17 protein-coding genes and 1 pseudogene are annotated in these 23,460 nt (G+C 68.7%); 9 read left to right on the top strand and 9 right to left on the bottom strand.

Annotation, left to right across the window (positions count from 1 at the left end):
• Nucleotides 1-141 precede the first annotated feature (141 nt).
• The 3 genes from parA (at nt 142) to PGN16_RS19480 (ending at nt 2,336) form a co-directional block, all read left to right on the top strand.
• Nucleotides 142-798, top strand: coding sequence for a ParA family partition ATPase (gene parA, locus PGN16_RS19490; protein ID WP_335311016.1), 657 nt, complete (start codon nt 142-144; stop codon nt 796-798).
• Entirely contained in the window at nt 795-1,112 is a 318-nt protein-coding gene (locus PGN16_RS19485) for a ribbon-helix-helix domain-containing protein (protein ID WP_335311015.1), read from the top strand. The genes parA and PGN16_RS19485 overlap by 4 nt, the downstream gene beginning before the upstream one ends.
• Before the next feature lie 219 nt (nt 1,113-1,331).
• Nucleotides 1,332-2,336: an amidohydrolase family protein gene (locus tag PGN16_RS19480; RefSeq protein ID WP_335311014.1), complete on the top strand. Its 1,005-nt coding sequence runs from the start codon at nt 1,332-1,334 to the stop codon at nt 2,334-2,336.
• A 25-nt stretch (nt 2,337-2,361) separates the two neighbouring features.
• On the opposite strand, the gene PGN16_RS19475 is transcribed toward PGN16_RS19480, so the two are convergent.
• Nucleotides 2,362-2,976, bottom strand: a complete 615-nt coding sequence (locus PGN16_RS19475) for a PEPxxWA-CTERM sorting domain-containing protein (protein ID WP_335311013.1) — start codon at nt 2,974-2,976, stop codon at nt 2,362-2,364.
• Between PGN16_RS19475 and PGN16_RS19470 the strand changes: the two genes are divergently transcribed.
• The gene (locus tag PGN16_RS19470; RefSeq protein WP_335311012.1) at nt 2,975-3,133 is read left to right on the top strand and encodes a hypothetical protein; all 159 of its coding nucleotides are present in this window, start codon (nt 2,975-2,977) and stop codon (nt 3,131-3,133) included. The two genes, PGN16_RS19475 and PGN16_RS19470, sit on opposite strands and share 2 nt — an antisense overlap.
• A 45-nt stretch (nt 3,134-3,178) precedes the next feature.
• A complete protein-coding gene (locus PGN16_RS19465; RefSeq protein WP_335311011.1) occupies nt 3,179-5,902 on the top strand; it encodes a Calx-beta domain-containing protein in 2,724 nt (907 codons plus the stop codon).
• Between the two features lie 177 nt (nt 5,903-6,079).
• On the opposite strand, the gene PGN16_RS19460 is transcribed toward PGN16_RS19465, so the two are convergent.
• The 4 genes from PGN16_RS19460 to PGN16_RS19445 form a co-directional block, all read right to left on the bottom strand.
• A complete protein-coding gene (locus PGN16_RS19460) occupies nt 6,080-7,246 on the bottom strand; it encodes a hypothetical protein (protein ID WP_335311010.1) in 1,167 nt (388 codons plus the stop codon).
• Nucleotides 7,247-7,289: 43 nt separating this feature from the next.
• On the bottom strand, nt 7,290-8,309 hold the full coding sequence (locus PGN16_RS19455; RefSeq protein WP_335311009.1) for a phytase: 1,020 nt from the start codon (nt 8,307-8,309) through the stop codon (nt 7,290-7,292).
• 42 nt (nt 8,310-8,351) lie between these two features.
• Nucleotides 8,352-11,132 carry a TonB-dependent receptor gene (locus PGN16_RS19450; RefSeq protein ID WP_335311008.1) on the bottom strand — a complete coding sequence of 927 codons (2,781 nt, stop codon included), beginning with the start codon at nt 11,130-11,132 and terminating at the stop codon, nt 8,352-8,354.
• 356 nt (nt 11,133-11,488) lie between these two features.
• Nucleotides 11,489-11,779, bottom strand: a complete 291-nt coding sequence (locus PGN16_RS19445) for a hypothetical protein (RefSeq protein WP_335311007.1) — start codon at nt 11,777-11,779, stop codon at nt 11,489-11,491.
• Nucleotides 11,780-12,120: 341 nt separating this feature from the next.
• Here PGN16_RS19445 and PGN16_RS19440 point away from each other — a divergent pair, with 341 nt between their 5' ends.
• The 3 genes from PGN16_RS19440 to PGN16_RS19430 are packed head-to-tail and all read left to right on the top strand — an operon-like array spanning nt 12,121 to nt 13,602.
• The gene (locus PGN16_RS19440) at nt 12,121-12,390 is read left to right on the top strand and encodes a WGR domain-containing protein (RefSeq protein ID WP_335311006.1); all 270 of its coding nucleotides are present in this window, start codon (nt 12,121-12,123) and stop codon (nt 12,388-12,390) included.
• Nucleotides 12,391-12,442: 52 nt separating this feature from the next.
• A complete protein-coding gene (locus PGN16_RS19435) occupies nt 12,443-13,042 on the top strand; it encodes a hypothetical protein (RefSeq protein ID WP_335311005.1) in 600 nt (199 codons plus the stop codon).
• An 11-nt stretch (nt 13,043-13,053) separates the two neighbouring features.
• Nucleotides 13,054-13,602: an RES family NAD+ phosphorylase gene (locus tag PGN16_RS19430; RefSeq protein ID WP_335311004.1), complete on the top strand. Its 549-nt coding sequence runs from the start codon at nt 13,054-13,056 to the stop codon at nt 13,600-13,602.
• Between the two features lie 151 nt (nt 13,603-13,753).
• On the opposite strand, the gene PGN16_RS19425 is transcribed toward PGN16_RS19430, so the two are convergent.
• From PGN16_RS19425 to PGN16_RS19415, 3 genes are all read right to left on the bottom strand, one after another.
• Entirely contained in the window at nt 13,754-16,741 is a 2,988-nt protein-coding gene (locus tag PGN16_RS19425; RefSeq protein ID WP_335311003.1) for a TonB-dependent receptor domain-containing protein, read from the bottom strand.
• A gap of 145 nt (nt 16,742-16,886) precedes the next feature.
• On the bottom strand, nt 16,887-18,068 hold the full coding sequence (locus PGN16_RS19420) for a histidine-type phosphatase (protein ID WP_335311002.1): 1,182 nt from the start codon (nt 18,066-18,068) through the stop codon (nt 16,887-16,889).
• Between the two features lie 99 nt (nt 18,069-18,167).
• Nucleotides 18,168-20,966: a TonB-dependent receptor gene (locus PGN16_RS19415; protein ID WP_335311001.1), complete on the bottom strand. Its 2,799-nt coding sequence runs from the start codon at nt 20,964-20,966 to the stop codon at nt 18,168-18,170.
• Between the two features lie 178 nt (nt 20,967-21,144).
• Here PGN16_RS19415 and PGN16_RS19410 point away from each other — a divergent pair.
• A pseudogene (locus tag PGN16_RS19410) lies at nt 21,145-22,900 on the top strand (chloride channel protein).
• Nucleotides 22,901-23,169: 269 nt separating this feature from the next.
• Here the strand turns inward: PGN16_RS19410 and PGN16_RS19405 are convergent.
• Nucleotides 23,170-23,460 (bottom strand): hypothetical protein (locus tag PGN16_RS19405; RefSeq protein WP_335311000.1); only part of this gene is annotated, 291 nt, incomplete at its 5' end.

Here is a 23,460-nt window from a genome sequence, read left to right as displayed (position 1 = left end):
CGACCGCGAGCCGCCTCACGCTCGCTGTAGCGCGCAGGGCTTGGCGAATGGTTAATCCGCCGTCAGCCGCGTCGCGAAATCGTCACTGTCGACGCGCATTCATGTTGCCATGTCGACACCGCGACATGTAGGGACGATACCATGCCGACGATCGCGATCATCAGCCAGAAGGGCGGGGCGGGGAAGACGACGCTCGCGCTGCACCTCGCCGCCGCGGCGCAGGATGCGGGCGCGGTGTCGCTCATCATCGATACCGACCCGCAGGCCACCGCCAGCCAATGGGCCGCATGGCGACACGACGCGCCGCCCGAGGTGATCGACAGCCCGCCGCCCCGGCTCGCCGCCAAGGTGAAGCAGGCCGGCGAGCAGGGCGCGCAGGTGATCGTCATCGACACCCCGCCGCACGCCGACAGCGCGGCGCGCGCCGCGGTCGAGGTCGCCGATCTGGTGCTGATCCCGTGCCGCCCGAGCGCCTTCGATCTCGCCGCGATCCAGACCAGCGCCAAGCTGGTGCAATTGCTCCGCAAGCCGGCGTTCGTGGTGTTCAGCGCCGGCAGCCCCAATGCGCCGCGCGTCTATGCCGAGGCGGGCGAGCTGGTCGAAAGCTACGGCACGCCGGCCTGCCCGGTGCTGCTCCCCGATCGCGCCGCCTTCCGCCATGCCAGCGCCGAGGGACGTACCGTCATGGAAGCCGAGCCGAACGGCCGCGCCGCGCAGGACGTGCGCGATCTGTACAAATGGGTGTGTCGACAGCTCGACCTGCCCGCCCCGCGTTTCCGCAAGAAGGTCGCCGCATGAGCCGCAAGCCCAGTTTCGCCAATCTGCGCGGCACCGCGACCCCGACGCCGGCCGTCGCCCCCGCGCCGCGCGTGCGGGCGACCCCCGCGCCGGCACCGGTCGCCGCCCCCGCACCGCCGCCCGAGCCGGCGCCGGCCTCGACCCGCCCGGTCAGCCGCGAGGGCCGCAAGCAGATCGCGGGCTTCTTCTCGCCCGACATGTCGCTGGCGATGCACATGCTCGCGCGCCGGCAGGGCCGCAGCCTGCAGGCGCTGATGGCCGAGGCGTTCAACGACGTGCTGCGCAAGCATGGCGAAAGCCCAGTCGGCGACTGAACGCGCGAGCGGGCAGGGCGTTGACCGGACGACCAGCCGGAGCATGACGATGACCGACCCCGACGATCTCCCCGCCGACGACGACGCGCCCGCCGACCTGCCCGAGGAACCCGCGGAGGAGCTCGGCGACTTCGCCTGAGCCTGCCCTGACGCGATGCCCGTGGCTTCCGCTCGATCCGCCATTGTGCCATGATCTGAAGGCACTGTGGGGGGCAGTCGATGATCCTTGGTTTAGGGCGTATGGGCGCGGCAGGTGCGGCCGTCATCCTGCTCGCGTTGGCGACGCCGCCGGCGCAGGGGCAGGCGCGGTTCGACGTGATCGACATGCACTTCCACGCCGATCGTCCGGATGACCAGGGTCCGCCGGGCGGCAAGGCCTGCGCGCCCTATCCCGAATGGGCGCCGCGCGATCCGGGCGAGCCGATCGACGCCTATCTCGACGGGTTCACCGGTCATCCCCGCTGTACGCATGTCCTCTCCGCGCCGCTTGACGCCGCCACGCTGCGCGACCGCGGCATCGCGCAGCTCAAGCGCTACAAGGTCCTGGCGCTCGCGGGCGGCGCTGCGTCGGTCGTGGACGACTATCGGCAGCATGGCGACGGCCACATCCTGCCGAGCGTCGGTTTCGGGAGCAGCGGGAAGCTCCCCGCGATCGACACGCTGCGGCGGCTGCATGCCGAGGGCAAGATGCAGGCGCTCAGCGAGATCACCGTCCAATATGCCGGCATCGCGCCCGACGATCCCCGCATGGAGCCGTATTTCGCCTTCGCCGAGGCGAACGACATTCCGGTCGGCCTCCATCTGGGACCGGGACCGCCCGGCACCGCCTATTTCGCTACGCCAGACTATCGCGTCGCGGCGGGCGATCCGCTGCGGCTGGAAGCGGTGCTGATCCGTCATCCCAAAATGCGCCTTTACGTGGCGCATGCCGGCTGGCCGTTCGCCGACGCCATGATCGCGATGATGTTCGCTCATCCACAGCTCTACGTCGACATCGCGGTGCTCGACTGGGCGTATCCGGATCAGCAATTCTATCCGTATCTTCGCCGGCTGATCGACGGCGGCATGGAGCGGCGGATCATGTTCGGTTCGGACAATATGGTGTGGCCCGACGCGATCGGGGTCGCGATCGAGCGGATTCGCAAGGCGCCCTTCCTGACCGAACGTCAGAAACGGCTGATCCTGCACGACAACGCCGCGCGCTTCCTCCGCATCGACGGTTGAAGGGAGCGCGGTCGCCCCCTCGACCTCACACCAGCTGCCGCGCCACCTTCACCCCGCGCGTGCGACGCAGCGTGTAGCCGACCGCACCGAAGCCGAGCAGCAGCATCGCCCAGCTCGCCGGCTCGGGCACCGCGCCACCGCTGGTGAAGCGGAAATTCGCGTCGCAAATGCCCTTGGTGCAATTGCTCGCCGCGTCGAACGCCGGCTTGCTGGTCAGCAGCTGCCCGCCGGCATAGCCATCGGCGCTCGCGTTCGCCGCCGGGCCATAGACCAGCCCGAGCCGATCGGTCGTCGCGCTGACCACCGCGGTATAGATCGCGCCATCGGTCAGCGTCAGGCCGCCAAGGTCGAAATCATACCAGAAGTTCTGACGCGCCGCGCCCGCGACCGGCGTGCCGGTCACTTGGCGGAGTACCGTCGCGCCCAGCGTGCTACCATCGAGCAGCGAAAGAGTCAGCGCGGCATTGGTCTGCGCGGTGCTGATCGTCTGGAACTGGAAGCCGAACGACGCCAGTGACGTGCCGACCATCGTGAACGACTGGCCGACCGGGCCGTATTTGAAGATGCTGGTGCCGCGCGAACCGCCCGCATCCTGCACCACCGTCGCCGCCTGTGCGGGCATCGCCGCGATCGTCGCCATGGCCAGCGCCACCGCCGTCATCATCCGCTTCATGATCCGCAACCCCCTGTTAACCTTCGTAAACGCCGCGGCGTCTATCAGCGCGATGTTGCAGTCGCGCGACACGGCGAATGTCGCCCAAGCCGCTGATCTGCAACCCGACTGTCATGATGAATGACTAGGCCGCTCATGAACGAAACGGGTTAACGGGGGTCGTCGTCGCATGAGCACGAACTATTGGAACCTCGGCGCGGGCGATCTGGTCCAGGACTGGAGCGACGCGTCGCTGATCACCGCGGACGACGACTGGAGCCGCGTCCCCAGCATCATGGGCTTTCGCGGTGACGATCTGACCACACGCACCGGCACCGATCCGCGCACGATCACCGGCAGCAGCGACGTCGTCGACGTGATCGCCAACCAGACCAGCACCGCGATCACCAACGGCGGGGTCGCCGAGTTCGAGATCGCCAATCCGGTCGTCGCGCTGCAAGGCTCGGGCACCGCCGACGCGCCGTACCTGGCCTTCTATCTCGACGCGAGCGGGCGCAGCGACGTGCATTTCACCGCGCTGGTCCGCGACATCGACGGCACGGCGGACAATGCGATCCAGCAGGTCGCGGTCCAGTATCGGCTCAACGACACCGCGGCGTGGGTCGACCTGCCCTCGGCCTATATCGCCGATGCGACCACCGGCGGCACCGCGACGCAGGAAAGCAAGATCGACGTGACGCTGCCCGAGGCGGCGAATGGCGTCGCGACCTTGCAGGTCCGCGTCATCACCACCAATGCGGTCGGCAGCGACGAATGGGTCGGGATCGACGACATCCGCGTCACCAGCAAGGGCGCGGGCGCGCCACAGCCGGGGACGCTGTCGATCGCCGATGCCAGCACCGTCGAAGGCAATGGCGGCACGCACGACATCGCCTTCACCGTGTCGCGGGTCGGCGGCAGCAGCGGCGCGGTCGAGGCCGGGTGGAGCGTCACCTTGCCCGGCGGCGCGGACGGCGCGGACGCGGCTGACTTCGCGGCCGGCACGGTCTTTTCGGGCAAGGTGCAGTTCGCCGACGGCCAGACCAGCGCGACGATCCGCTTGCCGGTCGCGGGCGATACCGTGCTGGAAAACAACGAGACGTTCACCGTCACCTTGTCGGGCGCGACCGGCGGCGCGACGCTCGACCGCGCGACCGCGACCGGCACGATCGTCAACGACGACATCGGCTATCGCACGATCGGCGCGATCCAGGGGACGGGGCTGAAGTCGGCGTTCGAGGGTCAGACTGTCCTCACCACCGGCGTCGTCACCGCGATCGACAGCAACGGCTTCTACATCCAGGATTATGGCGACGGCGACGCGCGCACCTCGGACGCGATCTTCGTCTTCACCTCGTCGGCGCCGCAGGACGTGTTCGTCGGCGACACGCTGACGATCGAGGGCCGCGTCAGCGAATATCGCGCCGGCACCGGCGGGCTGACCGTGACGCAGCTCAACCCGACGTCGATCACCGTCGACAGCTTCGGCGACGCGCTGCCCGACGCGGTGTTGATCGGGCAGGGCGGGCTGACGATCCCGACCGAAAAGATCGCTGACGGCATCGCCTTCTGGGAAGCGCTGGAGGGGATGCGCGTCACGCTCGACGCGCCGCATGTCGTGTCGAACACCACCGACGACCAGTGGCGCGAGACCGATGTCGTCGTTTCCGGCGGGGCGGGCGCGACCGGGCTGAACGCGCGTGGCGGGATCACGATTTCGCCGGGCGACTACAACCCCGAGAAGATCCAGTTGCAGGCCGACCGCGCAGTGTTCGACGGCTTCGACCCGCATTACAGCATCGGCGACCAGCTCTCGAGCGTGACGGGCGTCGTCAATTACGCCAACGCCACCTATGAAGTGATCGTCACCGAGGCGGTATCGGTGACGAAGGACGAGACGCTCGCGCAGGACGTGAGCACGCTCAAGGGTGATGCCACGCATCTGTCGATCGCGACCTATAACGTCGAGAATCTCGACGCCAGCGACGGCAAGTTTGACGTGCTGGCAAGCAACATCGTCTACAACCTCCGCGCCCCCGATATCGTCGCGTTGCAGGAGATCCAGGATGCCGACGGCGCGGGCACCGGCAGCGACCTGTCGGGGCAGAAGACCGCGCAGGGGCTGATCGACGCGATCGCCGCGCTGAACGGCGGGCGCTATGCCTATATCGAGATCGCGCCGACCGTCGCCGGATCGACCGGCGGCGAGCCGGGCGGCAACATCCGCAACGGCTATCTCTACAACATCGACCGCGTCGGCTATGTCGACGGCAGCGCGACGCTGATCACCGGCGATGCTTATGCCAACAGCCGAAAGCCGCTGGCCGCGACTTGGGATTTCCACGGCGAGCAGCTGACGACGATCAACGTCCACCTGACCTCGCGCGGCGGCAGCGAGCCGCTATGGGGCGCCAACCAGCCGCCGTTCGACGCCGGGGACGCCGCGCGCACCGCGCAGGCGGCGGGGGTGAAGGCATGGGTCAACGACAAGCTCGCCGCCGTCCCGTCGCTCAACATTGCGATCATGGGCGACTGGAACGGCTTCTATTTCGAGCAGGCGCAGACCCAGCTCACCGACCAGGCGCAGGGGGGCAAGTTCACCAATCTGAACGCGCTGCTGCCCGAGGAGGAGCGCTACAGCTATATGTTCCAGGGCAATGCGCAGGCGCTCGACAACATGCTCGTCACCGGCGGGCTGCTGGACGGGGCGTCGTTCGACGCGGTGCATCTCAACGCCGAGTTCGGCGGCGAGCGCCCGACCGACCACGACCCGCAGCTCGCGCTGCTCCGGCTCGGCACGGACCCCATGCCGGCGCTGCTCGCCGCCGACGCGTGGAGCGACGACACCGGCGCCGGCTGGATGACGGGCAATCACGCGCGCTACAGCGGCATGGAATTGCTGCACATCGCGTGAGGCGGTCGGGGGAAGGACCCTCATTGGTCGTTTCGAACCCGACGCAATTATCCAATTGAGAACGGAGGAAATCGCCGTCATTGCGAGCAAAGCGAAGCAATCCAGAGTCGGACCAGGACGCTCTGGATTGCTTCGCTACGCTCGCAATGACGGCAGGCAGAATTGCCGTGGCGATCGCTATGGCTGCACCGTCGGCGCTGGCGTCGCCCGCTGCGCTGTTTCCGCACTGCGTCGCGCGGCGCTCATCGCCTCGGTGCCGGTCAGGTCGATGACGTGCACCGACAGATCGCCCATCCGCCGCCGGAAGCGCGTGCCGGTCGGCGTGTCGACGGTCGCGCGCACCGTGAAGCGATCGATCCGGTAGAGCCCCGGCTGCCCCTCGGGGAGCCGCAGCGGCGCATAGCGGCGCGCGGTGACGTGGCGCACGATGCCCGGCTTCCACTGCCCGAGCCCGTTGGTGCGCAGCATCTCGACATCGTCGACATGGCCGTCGGTGCGAATCCAGTAACCGATATCGGCGAAGCGGATCGCATCGTCGTGCTGCGACGGTGCCCACACGTCGTCGCGCGGCGGGTTCACGTCGGCGATCGGCGGGGCGTAGAGCAGCACCGGTTCCGCGCCCGCGCGTTGCCGCAGCCGCGCCGCCAGCGCATCGACCGCGCCGTCGTCGCCCTTGCGCACCGCGATGCGGGTCCGCACGATCTCGCGCAATTGCGCCATCATCGTATCGCCCGGACCGGCGAGCGTCGCCGCCTCGTCCGCGAAGCGCTGCGCCTCGCGGTCCCGCTGGCGGGCGAGCGCGAGCCACGCCCGGCGGAACGCCGCGCTCGCCGCCAGATCGGAGCGCCGCTGCGCGACCGCGAGCCGCTGGACCTTGGCGTACAGGCCATCGGCGGCATCCGGCTGCCCGACCCCGACCATGTCGTCGGCGAAGTGCATTTGTTCGGTCAGCGTCGCGGCATTCGTGTCGCCGAGATGCGCGCGCAGCACGAGGACGTTGTTGCGCGCGGCGTCCTTCCACAATTGCGTGTCGCCCTGATGCTCGGCGACCGTCGCCAGCGTCGCATACAGGCTGGAGACCGGCCCGGGCAGCGTCGCGGCGTAGCGCTTGTTGCGGGCGATCGCACGTTGCAGCGTCTGGCGGGCATCCCCGTAGCGGCCGTCGGAGAATTGCTCGACCGACGCCTGCAGCGATGCCTCGACCTCCTGCGCGGGCGGGCACTGCCGCGCGAGGCACGCCGCCAGTTCCTTCTCCGCGCGATGGCCGACGACAATCACGTCGTTTGTCTGAGGGTTAGGAGAAGTGGCGACTTGCGCCAGCAGGAGCAGCAGCGGACCGGTCATGTCCGCCACGCTCCGCCTTCATCCACCGCCTGTCAAGCGCGCTTCACCGCAGCTTGAGTGCACGTAACACCTTGTTCCAGCTGACATATTTGAAGTTCTGCGTGTCGGGCGCATTGTCGCCGTCCTGCGCGACAAACAGCCCGCCGGGATAGTCGGGGCCGAAATCGCCGAGCGCCAGTTCGATACCGTCGGTCTCGCTGGTGCCGTCGATGGTACCACCGCCGACACGGAAATACCCCGCGAACGTGACGTCCGGTAGCCGGTAGAGCGTGTATTTGCTGTCGCCCTGGCTGGACACGACCAGAAATCCGCCGCTGCGTCCGCGCGGCGCGAGCGCCAGCCCCTCGGCATCGGCGACCAACGTCCGGCCGTCGACCGCCGCGACCTTCGTGCCGGCGACCGGCGCGGCGGGGTCGGCGGCGAAGCGCCAGAGGCCGACGTCCTCTTCCGCGACGTACAGCAACCCGGTGCGGTCGTCGGCGACACAGCCCTCGGCCTGGGTCGCGAGCTTCATCGACCGCACCGTCGTGACGCGCGGCGTCGTGGCGGAAAGGTCGATCGCGACCTGATCGACGCGCCCGTCCTTCATCACCACGAAGCCGAACAGCGCCTTGTCGCGCGCGCGCTGCCAAAGGCACATGCCATAGGCCTCGCCGGCGCCCGACGGATAGCGGCCGAGCGGCAGCAAGGTCGCGCGCGCGGTGTCGAGCGTGAACAAGGCGACATGCCCGTGCGCCTTGTCGGCACGGTCGCTCGCCGCGACGATCACGCGCGCGCCGAGGTCGCGCAGATCGACGTTGTTGAGCCGCGCGGCGGGCGTGAACGACAGGCGTTTGCCCTTCAAATCGTAGACGTGGATGCCGGCCTGCTTGTCGGTCCCGATCACGAGGCTCTTCGCGGGGTCGCGCGGGTTGCGCCAGATCGCGGGATCGTCCGCGGCATCCGCGGCGGTGTCGACCGGATCGGTCTCGGCGGTCGCGGCGACGGTCGGCACCACCTCCGCGACCGGCGTCACCGTTGCGCAGGCCGAGAGCAACAGCGCGAAGGGCAGCGCGCGCGTCACAGCTTCACCCGCACGCCGCCGAAGATCGTGTAACCGAACTTCTCATATTCGTAGACGCGGCTCCGCTCGCCGTAATAGCGCACCCCCCGCCGAATTGGTGAGGTTCTTGCCCTCGACGAACAGGTTGATCGCCTTGGTCAGCTGCACGCTGCCGGTCGCGTCGAGCTGCCCGCGGCCCTCCCAATAGAGGTCGAGCGCGGGCAGATCGGCGTTGATCTCGTCGAGGTAATCGCTGCGCTTGGTATAGGCGACGCGCAGGTTCACGGGTCCGCGTTCGTAGAACAGGCTGGCGTTCCACATATGCGTCGACTGGCCGGGCAGGCGGAAGCGCGTGCGCCCGCCGAACGCGGTGTCGAAGCGCGCGTCGCCGGCGGTATAGGTGTAATTGGCGAACACCCCGAACCCGCCGAGCGCGCCGGGCAGGAACGACAATTGCTGCTGCCAATTGACCTCGACGCCGTAGAGCTTGCCCGCGCGTGCGTTGACCGGGCGGCTGAGCACCGCGCCCGCGACGCCGTTGTAGCTGCCGAAGCCGGTGACGTTGTAGCGATAGTCGCTCAGGTCCTTGTAGAAGCCGTTGACCGCGATCACCCCGAGCGGGCGGAGATAATATTCGACCCCTGCGTCGACATTGTTCGACAGCGTCGGGCGCAAATTCGGGTTGCCGAACTCGACGCGCACGGTGTTGCCCTCGGTCGTCTCCAGCACGCGCGGCGCGATCTGCGGGAAGTTGGGGCGGTTGATCGCGCGGGTCAGCGCGACGCGCCCGATCAGGTTCGGCGTGAACGCCTGGCGCAGCGTCAGGTTCGGGAAGAAATCGGTATAGCTGGTGTCGCCGCGCGCGCTGCCGATCACGCCCTTGGCCGACACGGTCGGTGCCTCGCTGCGGAACGACGTCGCCTCGACGCGCAGGCCGGCGATCAGCGTCGTGTCGCCGAATTCGAACGTGCCCATCCCGAACAGCGCGAGCAGTTTCTCGGTCGCGCGGTAATCGGCGCTGACCGATTGCGGCAGGCGGCGCTGCGCCGCGCCTTTGGTCGCGTCGAAATAGCGGTCGACCAAGCCGGTGTCGAAGCGGTCACCGAGCGCATAGTCGAAGTTGCGCGAATCCTCGTCGGACAGCAAGCCGGCGAGCGTCTGCGTCGGCGCCGCGGACGCGCGCTGGTCGCGCAGCCGCTCCTCGTCGGCGCGGATGTTGCGCGCGCGGAATTTGCCGCCGGTCGACAAGGTCGCGGTGCCGCTGCCCAAAGGCTGCGGAATGTCCATGCGGATCTGCGCGGTGAACTCGTCGTTCGTGGTCGTGTTGCTGCGATAGCTGTTCTCGCGGAAGCCGTAGCGGTCGAGCTGGAGATGCTCGTTCGAGGTGAACAGCGAATAGCTCGGCAGATCGGTGTCGCGCCCGAAATCGTAGGAGAGGGTGGGACGCAGCGTCGAGCGGAACACCAGTTCGTCGCGGCGCGGATAGGTCTGCGACGTCTCGCTGTACGCGACATCGGCGCGCACCTGCCCGTCGCCGAGTTGCTGCTCGATGCCGCCGGTGACGGTCTTGATCTCGTTGACCTGCTTGCGGTGGCGCAGCGCCTTTTCGATCCGCGTCTTGCTCCAGGTCGCGGCGGTGTCGGTCGACCCCGCGACCGGCGCGGCCTGATCGGCGTTCCAGGTAATGCCGATGCGGTCGCGATATTCATTGTCCGCGAAGCGCGCATAGGTGCCGCGCACCCAGGTGCGCGTTGCATCGCTCGGCCGCCATTCCAGCGCCGCGGTGCCCGCGATCCGCTCGCGTTTCGTCACGTAGTCCTTGAACAGGGTCTCGGTGACGCGCAGCCCGGCGCTGGTCGGCGTCCAGCTGTTCTCGACATTGTCGGGCTGGCGATCGGTGCGCGAATAGCTGCCTGATAGCAGCAGCCCGAACTGGCGATCGGCGCCGAAGCGGTCGCCGACCGACCCCGAGGCGCGATAGTCGCTGCCCTTGCCGAGCTGGTTGTAGCTCGCGCCCGCCATGCCGGTCAGCGCGAAGCCCTTGCGGTCGAACGCCGAGCGCGTGGTGATGTTGACTGCGCCCGCGATCGAATCCGCGTCCTGATAGGGGAGCAGCGACTTGGTCACCTCGAGATTGGCGACGATGTCCGACGGCAGGGTGTCGAGATCGACCGCGCGCGTCGTCGGGTCGACCGACGGGATCTGGATGCCGTCGACCGAGATCGCCGACCATTCGCTGGGCGCGCCGCGCACGTTGATGTAGCGGCCCTCGCCCTGGTCGCGCTCGATCCCGACGCCCGGCGCGCGTTGCAGCGCCTCGGCGATGTTGGGATCTGGGAAGCGCCCGATCGCGTCCGCCGAGATGACGGTGATCGTGTTGTTGGCGGTGCGCTGCTGGTTGAGCGCGCGCGCGGTATTGTCGAACAGCGACGCGCCGCGCACGACAATGTCGCCTCCATTCTCGCCCGCCGCGGGGAGCACGATCTCGACGTCGCGCGCGCGTTCCGCGGCGGTGACGCCTTGCGTCGCCTGCGGGCGGCCGAGATAGTCGATCAGCAGCGTCACCGCGCTGGTCGCGTCGGGGGTGGCGATCGTGAAGCCGCCCTGCAGATCGGTGGTCGCCTGCGCGCCGGTGCCCTCGACGACGATCCGCGCGCCGGGCAGCGCCGCGCCGGTCGCGTCATAGACGTGCCCCGACACGCTCGGCCCCGCGACCGCGGCGACGGTGCCGGCGGGGGCGGCGTCGGGCGCGGTATCGGCCGCCGCGACGGGTTGCGCGGCGACGGCGAGTGCGATGAGCGAGACGCCCGCGATCGCGCGGACGCCGGAGTGGGTGACGGGCATGTGGCTCCCCCTGAGCGCTGTGACGCCGGCGTTGGCCGCCGGCCGGTGATGGGGCGCGCATGACGGGGTTACATGACGAAACCGCGGAGGTTCGGTTACTTACAAATGACAACGACGGAGCTGTGGCGGTCGTGGCACAGCGGGGGAGGGGGCGTTGCGGGTCGGTCGTAATTGACGATCCGGGGGCGGCACATAGAACAGACGGAGATATGCGCTAACGAGGCTTCATGCCGGCAGAGTGCCGTCGAGCGTACCCATCGGGATCGGGATTGTTAATGTCCGGGTTCGGTGGAGAGCTGCCCTTACGGCCAGCGACAACCTAGGTCGGCGCATGCTCCGGCCGATGTCAGCCCTTGCTAATACGGAACGCCAAGGAACAACAGAGCGGAAGCTACCAAGCTCCACGCTGTACTGAATGTAGCAATGGTGCCGAATGGACTAGAAATTGACTTCCTCATGGCGAACAGCAAGCCAGCCGGAAAGAGAAGGAGGGCAGCTTGCAGCGTTTGACCAGCCCGATTGGACTCCCGCCAAACTTCAAAACCGGATGCAAGTACCAGAATCATCCAGAACATCGCCACGATGGCCGCTGCGGCGAATAGCAGCCACGGCGAAGCTCGCATCATCTTGATCGGAAGGCCGCTCACCCAGTTAATCTGCCTCAACTCGCTGACGTCCGCAATTGGACGTGAGCGGCTGAAGCATCTGGTGCTGGCGTTGCAGGGCTTGCAGCGCCGACCCGCGTGCGCGCCGTACTGAGGGCAGTGGTCAGACCCACACTCTCTGTCACTCCCGTAAAGATGGGAATCCAGACGCGCAGGGCTTCGCCGGAGCCACGAACGTCAGGGGTTCTGTATTTCCGCCTTGACGGGAATGATGAGGAGATACTGATCGAGCGCGTGACTCACCGGGGCCGGTGAAGAATCAGAAAATGCGTCGGACGCGGGTCCGACGTTGCGCTACGTCGGGCGGCAACGAGGAGGCCGCGATGACGCCCGAGACGCTCCCCTACACCGCGATCGAGCTGGTCGCGCGCAACCCGGCGCGCGGAATCTACCGCCGCTGGCGTCTGCAAGCGGCGCGTGACCTGTTCGGACGCATCACCGTCGAGACCGCATGGGGTCGGATCGGCGCACCGGGACGCACGCTGATGCGCAGTTTCGCCGCCGAAGACGACGCGTTGCGCTACGTTCGCGCGCTTTTAGGACGCCGCGTCGGTGCCCCGCGTCGTCTCGGCACCGGCTATTTTGCCACCTAATCTTGTCCTCTTTGTCTGGATCTCCTATATCCAAGACAGGAAGGACAACCCCATGACCGCGCTCGCCCGTCCGCTCGCCGCCCCCGATACGCTGCGCCGCCGCGCGATGCAGGCGCTGACCGACGCGGTCGCGCGCGCGCTCGACAGCGCCAGCGAGGAGACGCTGGCCGCGATCGTCGGCGCGCAGGACCCGCGCGAGGCACTGGCGATCGCGCCGCGCGATCTTGCGCCCGCGCCCCCCGAACGGCTCGCCGCCGAACGCGCCGCGCGCGCGCGCACCGCCGGGTTCCGCGCCGAGCTGGCCGCGCGCGTCGGGGGGATGTACGACCGCGCCGAGGTCGCCGAGCTGCTCGGCGTCACCCCCGCCGCGATCGACAAGCAGCGGCAACGACGGCAGATTCTCGGCGTGCCCTATGGCAACGAGCTCCGTTACCCGGCCGCGCAGTTCCGCGACGGCGCGGCGCTCGCCGGGCTCAAGCCGATCCTCGACGCGCTCGGCGACATGAGCCCGTGGGGGCAGTTGCAACTGCTCGCCGCGCCGCTCGACGGGTTCGGCGACGCGCCCGCCTCGGTGCTCGCGCTGCTGGCGGCGGGAGCGGACGCCGACACGCGCGCACGGCTCGCGGCGCTGGCGGCGGGCTGGGCGGCCTGACGCGCGCGACGATGCTGCGGCTGCGCCGGCTGCGCGAAGGCGCGCTGTTCCACCGTATCCACCGCAGGACGCTGTCGCCGTTGTTCTTCGGCCCGAGCGGCGCGACGCCGCTGCAACGCTATGACGATCCGGCGGGCGGGTACAAGCTGCTGTACCTCGCGCTCGATCTGGAGACCGCGTTCGGCGAGACCCTGGTGCGCGTGCCGAGCGTCACCGACGTGCTGGCGAGCGACGTCGCGGTGCGCGCGCGCAGCGAACTGGTCGCGCGGCGCGCGCTCAGACTCTATCCGCTGATCGACGCGGGCGTATCCGCGCACGGGCTGTCGTTCACCGAGCTGCACGGCAGCGACTATCGCCGCACGCAGGCGATCGGCGCGGCGATCCACGCCGGCAGCAGCGCCGACGGCATCCTCTATACCTCGCGCTTCAACGACCGCCGCTGCGTCGCGCTGTTCGACCGCGCGCGCGACGCGGTGGCGATCCGCACCACCGCCGCGCTGCTCCCCGAGGAAGCGCAGGCGCTCGCCGCGCGGTTCGGGAAGCACTATGTCGATCCGTGAGCGCTAGGGCCAATCGACATTCACCGCGCACCCGCCGTCTTTCGTCATCCCGGACTTGATCCGGGATCCCGGTTTTACTGCTGTCGCGGACGAAGCGGGGCCCCGGATCAAGTCCGGGGCGACGAACGAAGGGGAGGGACGCCGCTCCCGCCTAGAAGCGCGCCGAGATACCGACCCGCACCGTCCGGCCGCGGACCTGGTAATAGGTCGGGAAGGTGTTGAAGCCGTAGCCGATCCCGTAGGTCAGATCGTTGCCGATCAGCGGCGGGTCCTTGTCGAACAGGTTCTGGACGTTGAAGCGCACGTCGATCCCCTTCACCAGCGTCACGTTGGTGTTGACATCGAAATAGCTGTACGCCGGGATGCGGTTGGCGAGCGGATAGGTCTGGCCCGCGGCCGCCTTCAGCACCGTGCTGCTCGACAGCTTCGAATTCTCGGTGCCGCCGATATAGCGCCAGGTGAAGCCGATTCCGCCCTTGATCCACGGCAGCTGCCAGTTGACGCCCGCGACATGCCGCCAGCGTGGCATCGGGTCCTGACAGGCGAAGCCGAAATAGCCGAGGCACGACCAGGACGGATTGCCGGGCGCAAACTGCTTCTCGAACTTGGTGGTCAGCGTGCCGTTGAAGTTCAGCCCGAAGGTGCCGATATTGTCGGCGATGCCGAGCCGCTTGGGGTCAAGCGCGTAGCTGGTGCTGAAATCGATCCCGCGCGTCGCGGTGTAGCCCGAATTGTTGTAGCGCGCGTCGGCGATCACCACCTGCCCGGTCTGCGGATCACGCTTGTAGAACTGGCAGAAATATTCGACCTTGTTGTCATAGCACTGGTTGAACGCCATATCGATGCGCGTCCATTCGAACGCGCCCTGGATATTGATGTCGTACCAGTCGGCCGAGGCGGTGAAACCGGGAAGGCCGCGCGGTTGCAGCACCACGCCGAGCGTCTTGCTGCGCGAGCGTTCGGGTTGCAGGTCCGGATTGCCGCCGTTGATCAGCGTGGTCGGGCAGAAGCCCTGTGAATCGCACCCGGTATAGCTGCTCAGCGCGTCATATTGCGCGCGCGTCATGCCGATCGAACATTGGTCGAACGTGTAGCGCGTCGCGCCCTTGCCGTCGCTCGCGGCGCGCGGCGGGGCGCACAGATCGAGCTTCAGATTGTTGGGATAGCGGTTCTCGCCCTCGAGCCGCTGCTGCACCCCGACGCGCACCGCGCGGTTGTAGCTGCCGCGGAAGCGCAGCCCGTCGACCGGCGCCCAGCTCGCCTCCGCCTTCCAGCTGCGGATCAGCTTCTGATAGACGTCGTAATCGGAGATTCGATAGCCGCCGTTGACGCTGAGTTCCTTGAAGAACGGCTTGTCCTCGATCAGCGGGATGTCGATCTCGCCGCCCAGCTCCTTGACGCTGGTGCGCCCGTCGAAGGTCGTGAAGGTCGACCACGCGCCGAAGCCCTGCGACTGGTTGCGGTATTTGCGATATTCGCCGGTGACCGCGAAGCCGATCCCGCTGGTCGCGAACGGGCTCTTGAGCCCGTATTTCTCGAGCGTGCCGGAGATGACGCCGTTGACGACCTGCAGGTCGTTCTGCTGGCGGCGGCTGCCGTCGCCCGACACATAATTATAGACCGCGTCGCTGATCGTCGCGTTCGAGGAGAAGGCGTCGATCGGCTGGCACGCGGGATCACTGCCGTCGATCGTCGACAGGCAGGTCGGCACGCCGTTCACGTTGCGGACCTGAAGCCCCTTCGCCAGCCGGTCGGCCTGATCCGCGAACCACAGATGGTCGGACGACCCCTGCATGATGTTGCGGGTCTGCTGGTAGCTCAGCTCGAAGCGAATGTTGTCGACGATCCGCCCCGACAGGTTGAGCGCGCCGCGCCAGTCGGTGGTGCTGTTGCGGAAATTCTGGATCATCCCCGGGCGGAACAGCGACAGCGCGATCGGATCGCTGAGCGCGGTGGTGCCGGCCTTGGCGCCGCAGATCTCCTGCGCCTGTGCCGCGCTGAGGAACGGATTGTCGCAGTTGACCGGCGCGTTCGGCGTCCACAGCCCGCCGTCGACCGAGTTGGCGCCGCGCTCGTTGATGCGGCTGTAGAGGAAGCTGCCGTTGAGCCGCAGCCCGAGCGGCAGCTCCGCGGTCACGAAGCCGCCGGCATTATAGGTCTCGCTGCGGCGCTGGATCGAATCGACGCGCTGGATGCGCACCTCGTCGGCGGTGTCGTACGGGCGGAAGGCGCGCGACCCGTCGCGGGCATTGGTGCGGTCCTGCCCGTTGATGCTGAAGTAATTGTACGGGTTGTAGGTCGTACCGTCGCACGCATAGCTGGTGTTGCCGGCGTCGCGGTTGTTCGGGTCGAACATCAGCAGCGGACAATTCACCGTGTCGATGTCGCGGAACGCGATCGGCAGCGCCAATTTGTAGGTCGCGAACGCGCTGATGTTGAGCGCGCCGCCGAGCAGGTTCTTGCCCGCCGCCAGCGACGCGAAATAATTGCCGCCGCCCAGCCACGGCCCGCGCGGATAGCTGTAGCCGGCCTTTTGCGCGGTGTCGCGCAGCAGTGCGCTGTCGTTGTTGTGGCTGAACCCGCTGACCTCGCCGTCGAAGGCGATGCCGTCGAACTTGCGCTTGAGGATGAAGTTGACGACGCCCGCGATCGCGTCCGAGCCATAGACCGCCGAAGCGCCGCCGGTCATGATGTCGATCCGGTCGATCAGCGCGCCGGGGATGATGTTGACGTCATTGTCCATCCGCTGCCCGTTGAGCAATGTCAGCGTGCGGCCCGCACCGAGGTTGCGCAGCCCGACCGGCGCCGCCCCCGACGTCCAGCTCTGCCCCTGCAGCCCCAGCATCGGGGTGACCTGCGGCAATTGCGCGAGCGCATCCTCGACGCGCGCGAGCCCGCGCTCCTTCAGATAGGTCGAGTCGATCGTCGCGATCGGCGCGTTGCTCGTCATGTTGGGGCGGATGATCCGCGTGCCGGTGACGATCACGTCGCCGGGATCGGCCTTGTTCTGCTTCGCGTCGATCCGGTCGGTCGAGGCGGCGACGCCGGTGACGGGGGGCGTCTCGTCCTGCGGCGCGGAGGTAACGCTATCGACGGCGACCTGCGCGGCGGCAACGCCCGGCCACGCCAATGCGATCAACGAAGCCCCGACCAGGTGCCGCGCGCAACGAAATTCCCCCACGTCATACCCCCAGATTTTTTCTGGGAGCATTCAACCACATCGTTTGAAAGATTACAAATATATTATACGGTATTTGTCTGGGCAGGACGGACGGGGGTGGCGGTCAGCGCGCCACTGCCGGGGCGAGCCGCGCCGCCAGCTGTGCGGTGAACCGCGCCACCGGGCACAGCCGCGCGCATCCCGGGAGCGTTATCGGCGTCGTCGTCACACGGCTGCCCAGCCGTCCCAGTTCCGCGGGGGTCTGCGTCCGGTAGGACAGGCGCACGAACCGTGCGCCGGCTGCGTCGCGCAGCACCTCCATCACCAGCGCGCCCGCCGGCGCGGTGTCGTTCTTCGCATAGCCCGGCGCGACGAGGTCGACGCCGAGCGCCGCCGCCAGCGCGGTGACGTTGGTGTCGTGCCCGACCAGCAGGTCGAGCGCGGGGCCGTCCGCCGCGGTCAGCGACGCGATCACGCGGCGGCCGAGCGGCCCGGCCTGATGCGCGGCCATATAGGGGGAGCGGGTGAAGACGTCGAACAGCGCGGCGTGCAGGCGGCCGAGCCGTTCCAGCACCCCGGGCGTCGCGCGGCCCCAGCCGGGGTGCGGCATCCCCTCGGCGGCTTCGAGCAGCAGCACCTGCGCGATCCCCGAGGTGCGGCGGATCGGGCCGTCGAGCTCGATCGCGCGGCCGTCGGCGGTCGCGCGCAGCGCGGGCGGCGCGCCGGGGCTGCACGTCGGCTGCGCGCACGCCAGCACGCGGTCGAGCAGCCGCAGGTCGGCGGCGTGCCGCGCCACCAGCCGGTCCATGCCGCCGGTGAAGGTGTCGATCGACGCGATCGCGTCGGCGGCGCGGAAGTCCGTGGTGTGCGCACGCAACGCCTCGAACAGCGGATCGACCGCGCCCGCCGCGCGGTGGCCGATCGCGATGCCGCAGCCGGGGGCGAAGCCGGCGACGAAGCCCGCCCCGCTGTCGATCGTCCGCTGGCTGACGTTGGTCCATACCTTTACGCTGTCGGGGGTCGGGCAGCCGGTCGCGGGGAGCACGCCCTGCGCCGCGAGCCACGCGCGGTCGGCGCGACCGCGGATCGCCATCGCCTGCGCGCCGTGCGGGGTGATCTGCTCCGCCGCGACCGGCCAGCGCGGCCACGGCGCGGCGGTCAGCGTACCGGCGGGAACCTCGCCGTCGATCGGCGCACGCACGCCGTGGCGCATCACCATCACCACACGCTCGACCCGGGGGGCGGCGTGCGCGAGCGCGGGGGCGAGCGCGAGGGTGAAGGCGAGCAGGGTGTGGCGGCGTTTCATACGTTTCCCCGATGCTCGTCATTGCGAGCGCAGCGAAGCAATCCAGTGCCGGACCAGGACGCCCTGGATTGCTTCGCTACGCTCGCAATGACGGTTAGCTTACCGCGTCATCGTCAGGCTGATCTGGAAGACGCGGCCGGTCTTCAGATAGCCGCCGTTGCGGTCGTTCGAGATGTACTTTTGCGATGGCCCGACCGTCGTCCAGTAGCTGGCGCTGTCGAGCAGGTTGCGCGCCGACACGCCGATCTCGAGATGATCGGTCGCCGCGACGGCGAGGCCGAAGTTCAGCTCCTTGAGCGGCTGGACCCAGATGTCGGGCTGCGTGTCCTGCACCGTCGCCAGCACCTTGCCGGTGTAATTGTACCACAGGTTGGCGCGCATCGGCCCGGCGGCATAGAACAATTCGGCATTGTAGATCAGGTTCGGCGCCTGCGGCAGCCGCGAGCTGCGGCGGTCGTTGGCGGCGATCTGATAGGTCGCCTCGGTCTTCTGCCACGTCACGTTGCCGCCGACGCCGACCCCGCTGAGCAGCGGCGAGGTGACGAGGTCGCCGATCGTGAAGCGGCCCGAGGCCTCGATGCCGGTCGCCTTGCCGCTGCCGCCGTTGGCGGGGCGAATGCGGACGATGCCGTCGACCGTCTCGCCGACCGAACGCGTGCCGGTGGGCACGAGGATGTTCGACAGGTCCTTGTGATAGACCGCGACCTGCGCATAGCGCCCGGTGCCGCCGTAATATTCGACGCCGAGGTCGTAGCTCCACGCCTCGACCGGCTTGAGGTTCGGGTTGGGCTCGGTGATCGACAGGATCGCGTTGCTGGCGGCATCGCGCGAGATCACGGTCGGCCCGGCGAGCTGGTCGAACGCCGGGCGCGCATAGCTGGAGCGCACCGCGCCGCGCACCACGAAGCGCTCGTTCGGGCGCCATGCCGCCAGCACGCTGGGATCGACGTGATCGTAATTGCGCCCGGCGTTGACGAAGCGCGCCTCCGCGCCTTGCCCCTGCCAGAAGCGCGCGCGGTAGCTGTTGTCCTCGTAGCGGACCCCCGGCACCAGCTCGAAATTGCCCGCCGCCAGCGTCGCGGTGGCGTAGAGCGCCTTGCGCGTCTCGTCGCCGTTCAGCAGCCCCTGGTTGATCGTCGTCGGCGACACCGCGATCGTCGGCACCAGCAGCCGCGCCTGGCTGTCGAGCTGCGCGCGCGACAGCACCTTGATCGGGCGCACCGGGTAATAATCGAGGAAGTCCTTGAGGACATAGCCGAGATACTGGTTGATCGTCGGCCCGGTCACGCTGCCGTTCTGCAGCGGGGTCTTGAACTTGTAGCGGGTGTTGTCGGGCGCCAGCGAGCGGCCGGTGCGATCCGAATCCTCGTACAGCCCGCCCACTTCGACGCGGCGCAGCACGCCATCGCCGTCATGCCCGATGCTGGCGCGCAGCGTCTTCTTTTGCTCGCTCAGATAGTCATAGCCCTGCTGGACGTAGAGCTGCGTCGGGCGGTCGAGCGACGCGACATAGGCCTGCGCGCCCGTCGACAGCACCGGGCGCGGCGAAACCGGGTTCGACAGGTCGACGCGCCACGCCTCGGTCGCGGTGCCGCTCTCCATGGCATTGCCGTAGGCGATGCCGCGGAACGCCGCCTCGATGCGGCTCGGCTGGTCGAAGCGGCCGTCGGCATAGGCACCCTCCAGCGCGGCGGTGAAGCCGTTCCAATGCGCCTTCGCGCCGAGCTGCCCCGAGAACAATTCCTGCTCGACGTCCTCGGTGCGGAAATAGCTCGCCGGATTGACGCCGACGGGCGTGTAGACGCCCGCGGCATCGTAAGCGGTGGTGGTGCCGCCGTTGTGCGCCTGCTTCGGGTTCGGGCTGGTCTGACCGTTGTTAAGCTCGTTGCGCAGCCCGGTCTGGTTCATCGTGTTGGTGTTGAGATAGGTCGCGTAATTGACGCGCGCATACAGGTCGAGCGCGTCGGTGCGCATGTCGAGCGCGCCGCTCGCGCCATAGCGCTTGATCTTGTTGTTGTAGAAGTTCCACTGCACGCCGTCCGCCGACAGCGCATCGCCGTTGGCGCGCGCGGTGCCGACGTTGACCTTCGTGGTCTTGTAGTCGTTCTGCACCGCGGTCGATTCCGCGGCATTGGCGCGTTCCTCGTAATAGCCGGCGAGATAGAGGCCGAACTGCTGCTCGGCCCCGAAGCGCCGCGCCGCGTCGATCCCCATCGCGCCGCCCCACGCTTCCTGCTGGCGGTCGAGTGCGAGCCCTGCGCCCTGCGCCAGCACACGGCCGCGCGTGAAATTGGTGCTGAAGTCGAACGCGGTCGGGGTGCGCAGGTCGATGATGCCGGCGATCGCATCGGCGTCGCGCGCCGCGCCCGGCGTCTTGTCGACCACCAGCCCGCCGATCGCGAACGGCGAGAACAGGTTGAGCGAGATCGCGCGCCCGGTCCCCGACGTCTGCGGCAGCCGCACGCCGTCGAGCGTGTACGCGTTGAAGCCGGTGTCGAAGCCGCGGATCGTCGCGAACTGCGCCTCGCCGGTCGCGCTCTGGTTGCGGCCCTGGTCGCGCGCCACCGACACGCCGGGCAGGCGCCGCGCGAGATCGGTGACGTTGGTCTGCGAGTTGATCGCGACATCGCCGGTGGTGATGATGTCGACCACGCCGGGTGCCTGCCGCTCCTCGGCCAGCGCGCTGCGGTCGCGGCGGCCGTTGACGACGATGTCGCCGGTCAGCACCGCGCTGGTCGTCTGTCCCGCGGTGTCGGCGGCGTCGGTTGCGTCGGGCGCGCGCTCCTGCGCGACGGCGGGCAGGCTGAGCGCGAGCGCCGAACAGGTCAGCAGCTGACGGACGCAGGACGAACGAAGCCGACGCCGCCGGACAGCCGGCAGCGGAAGATGCGAGAACATGGAACCCCCAAGGATGTCTTTATGGGCGGCAAGCGCCGCTGCGCCGTCGCGTTAGGGCCGATCTGCGACGGTTCAGTGACACCAATCTATAACTTTTGTGAAACCAGCTGCGGGTCGTGGGGAAGCCGCCGACAGATTGGCCGTTGACGCTGCGCCGCCGGAGGCATTGAGCAATTCCATGTCACCCTTCGCTTCCTCGTCGCTCCGTGTGCTGCTCGCGCGCCAGCGCCGGCGGTTGCGCAAGAGCGAGGCGGCGTTCATCGCGCTGGCGGCGGTCGCGGGCGCGCTCGCCGGGCTGCTCGCGATCGTCCAGCAGCTGCTCGCGCACGGGCTGCAGAGCCTGTTCTACGGCGTCAGCGTCAACCGGCTGAGCGCGCTCGGCGCGATCCACCATCCGTGGCGGTTGCTCGCACTGCCGCTCGGCGGCTTGCTGCTCGTCGCGCTGACCGCGGCGCTGCGCCGCCGCGTACCTGCGCCGGTCGATGTCGTCGAGGCCAATGCGCTGCACGGCGGGCGCATCCCGCCCGCCGACAGCCTGGCGGTGTCGGCGCAGACGATCCTCTCCAACGGCGCGGGGGCGTCGGTCGGGCTCGAGGCTGCCTATGCGCAAATGGGCGGCGGCGCGGCGTCGCTGCTCGGCAGGTGGCTCGGGCTGCGGCGCAACGACCTGCGCACGCTGGTCGGGGCGGGGGCGGGCGGCGCGATCGCCGCCGCGTTCGGCGCGCCGCTGACCGGCGCCTTCTATGCGTTCGAGATCGTGATCGGCACCTACAGCCCGGCGACGATCGCGCCGGTGCTGGCGGCGTCGCTCGCCGCGGTGTCGCTGTCGCACGCGCTCGGCATCGCGCCCTATCTGATCGCGACCACCGCGACACCCGCTTTCCCGCTGTCGCATTACCTCGCCTTTGCGGTGCTGGGGCTCGCCTGCGCATTGCTCGGCATCGTCATCATGCGGCTGGTCGCGGCGGTCGAGCAGGCGACCGCGCGGCTCGGGCGCTGGACGGTATGGCGGCCGGTGATCGGCGGCATGCTGCTGATCCCGCTGGCGCTCGTCTCGCCGCAGACGCTCTCGGCGGGGCATGGCGCGCTCCACCCTCGACCTCGTGCTGCGCCCGACGATCGCGTTCCTCGCCACCGTGCTGGCGCTCAAGATCGCGGCGTCGGTCGTCTCGCTGGCGTTCGGGTTCCGCGGCGGGCTGTTCTTCGCGTCGCTGTTCCTGGGGTCGATCGTCGGGCAGATCTTCGCGGCGGCGCTCGATCACGTGGTGCCCGGGCTGGCGATCGACCCGCAGGACGCCGCCTTGGTCGGGATGGCGGCGCTCAGCGTGTCGATCGTCGGCGGGCCGATGACGCTGTCGATCCTGATGCTGGAGATCACGCACGATTTCGCGCTGATGGGGGTGGTGCTGCTCGCGACATTGCTGTCCAGCGCGGTCACGCGCGAGCTGTTCGGCTATTCCTTCTCGACCTGGCGGCTTCATCTGCGCGGCTCGCGGGTGCGCAGCCCGCGCGACATCGGCTGGACCAGCGATCTGCCCGCCGGGCGGATCATGCGCCGCGATTTCGTCGCCGTGCCGGCCGACCTCACCGTCGGGGCGTTCCGTGCCGCGGTGCCGCTCGGCACCGCCACCAAGGTCGTCGCGGTGGACGGCGATGGGCGGTATGCAGGCGTTCTTGCCACCGCGGCGGGGCATGCCAGTGATATCGCCGCCGAGACCCCGCTCGCCGCGCTGCTGACGCTACAGGACATTGCGGTAGCGCGCGCGACGCCGCTCGACGTGCTGCTGAAGATGTTCGACAGCGAAATCGCCGACGAGATCGCGGTGGTCGACGACGACCGGCGCGTGATCGGGATCGTCACCGAAGTCTATGCGCGCCGCCGCTATTTCGAGGAACTCGATCGGCGCCAGCGCGAGATTTTCGGCGAACGGTAAAGCGCAGGGGTGGCGGCTCCCCAACCGTCGCCGCTGCCCGCCGGCCCTCGTTACCGGTGCGCAACGACGACGCGGTCAGGGCTTGCGCCGCAGCGACCAGATGACGTTCGCCACCGCGGTGAGGATCGTGGCCACCGCCAGCAGCACGGGCGTGTCGATCATCATGACTCGACCTCCTTTCCTGCCACTACCTCAGCAGGTTAGACGGATGTAGGAAAGAACAAAAAGAGAACAATGCATCTTCCGTCTCGCAACGTGGCACGTGAGGGTCAGCACGCCTTCACCAGCGCCATCGCCCGTGCGGCGTCCAGCCCCCCGCCGCTGGTCGCGCATATCCGGCCGTGCGCATCGGTCGCGATCGCGAAGGGCAACCCGGCGGCGCGCGCCAGCGCATCGGTGCGGTAGCGGTGCACCTCGCCCGCCGGCGGGGTCCAGCGATAGGCCTCGGGCACGCGCCGCCACATCGCCGCGGCGCGCGTGCCGTCCTCGACCATGAACACCCGCACCGCGCGCGGCCGTGCCGCCGCGGCGATCGCATCGAGCCGCGCCAGTTCGGTATG

It is taken from the genome of Sphingomonas phyllosphaerae, assembly GCF_036946485.1.
GTDB classification, from domain to species: domain Bacteria; phylum Pseudomonadota; class Alphaproteobacteria; order Sphingomonadales; family Sphingomonadaceae; genus Sphingomonas; species Sphingomonas phyllosphaerae_E.
Note: the sequence above shows the minus strand (reverse complement) of the source record. Positions and strands in the feature narration are given on the sequence as shown.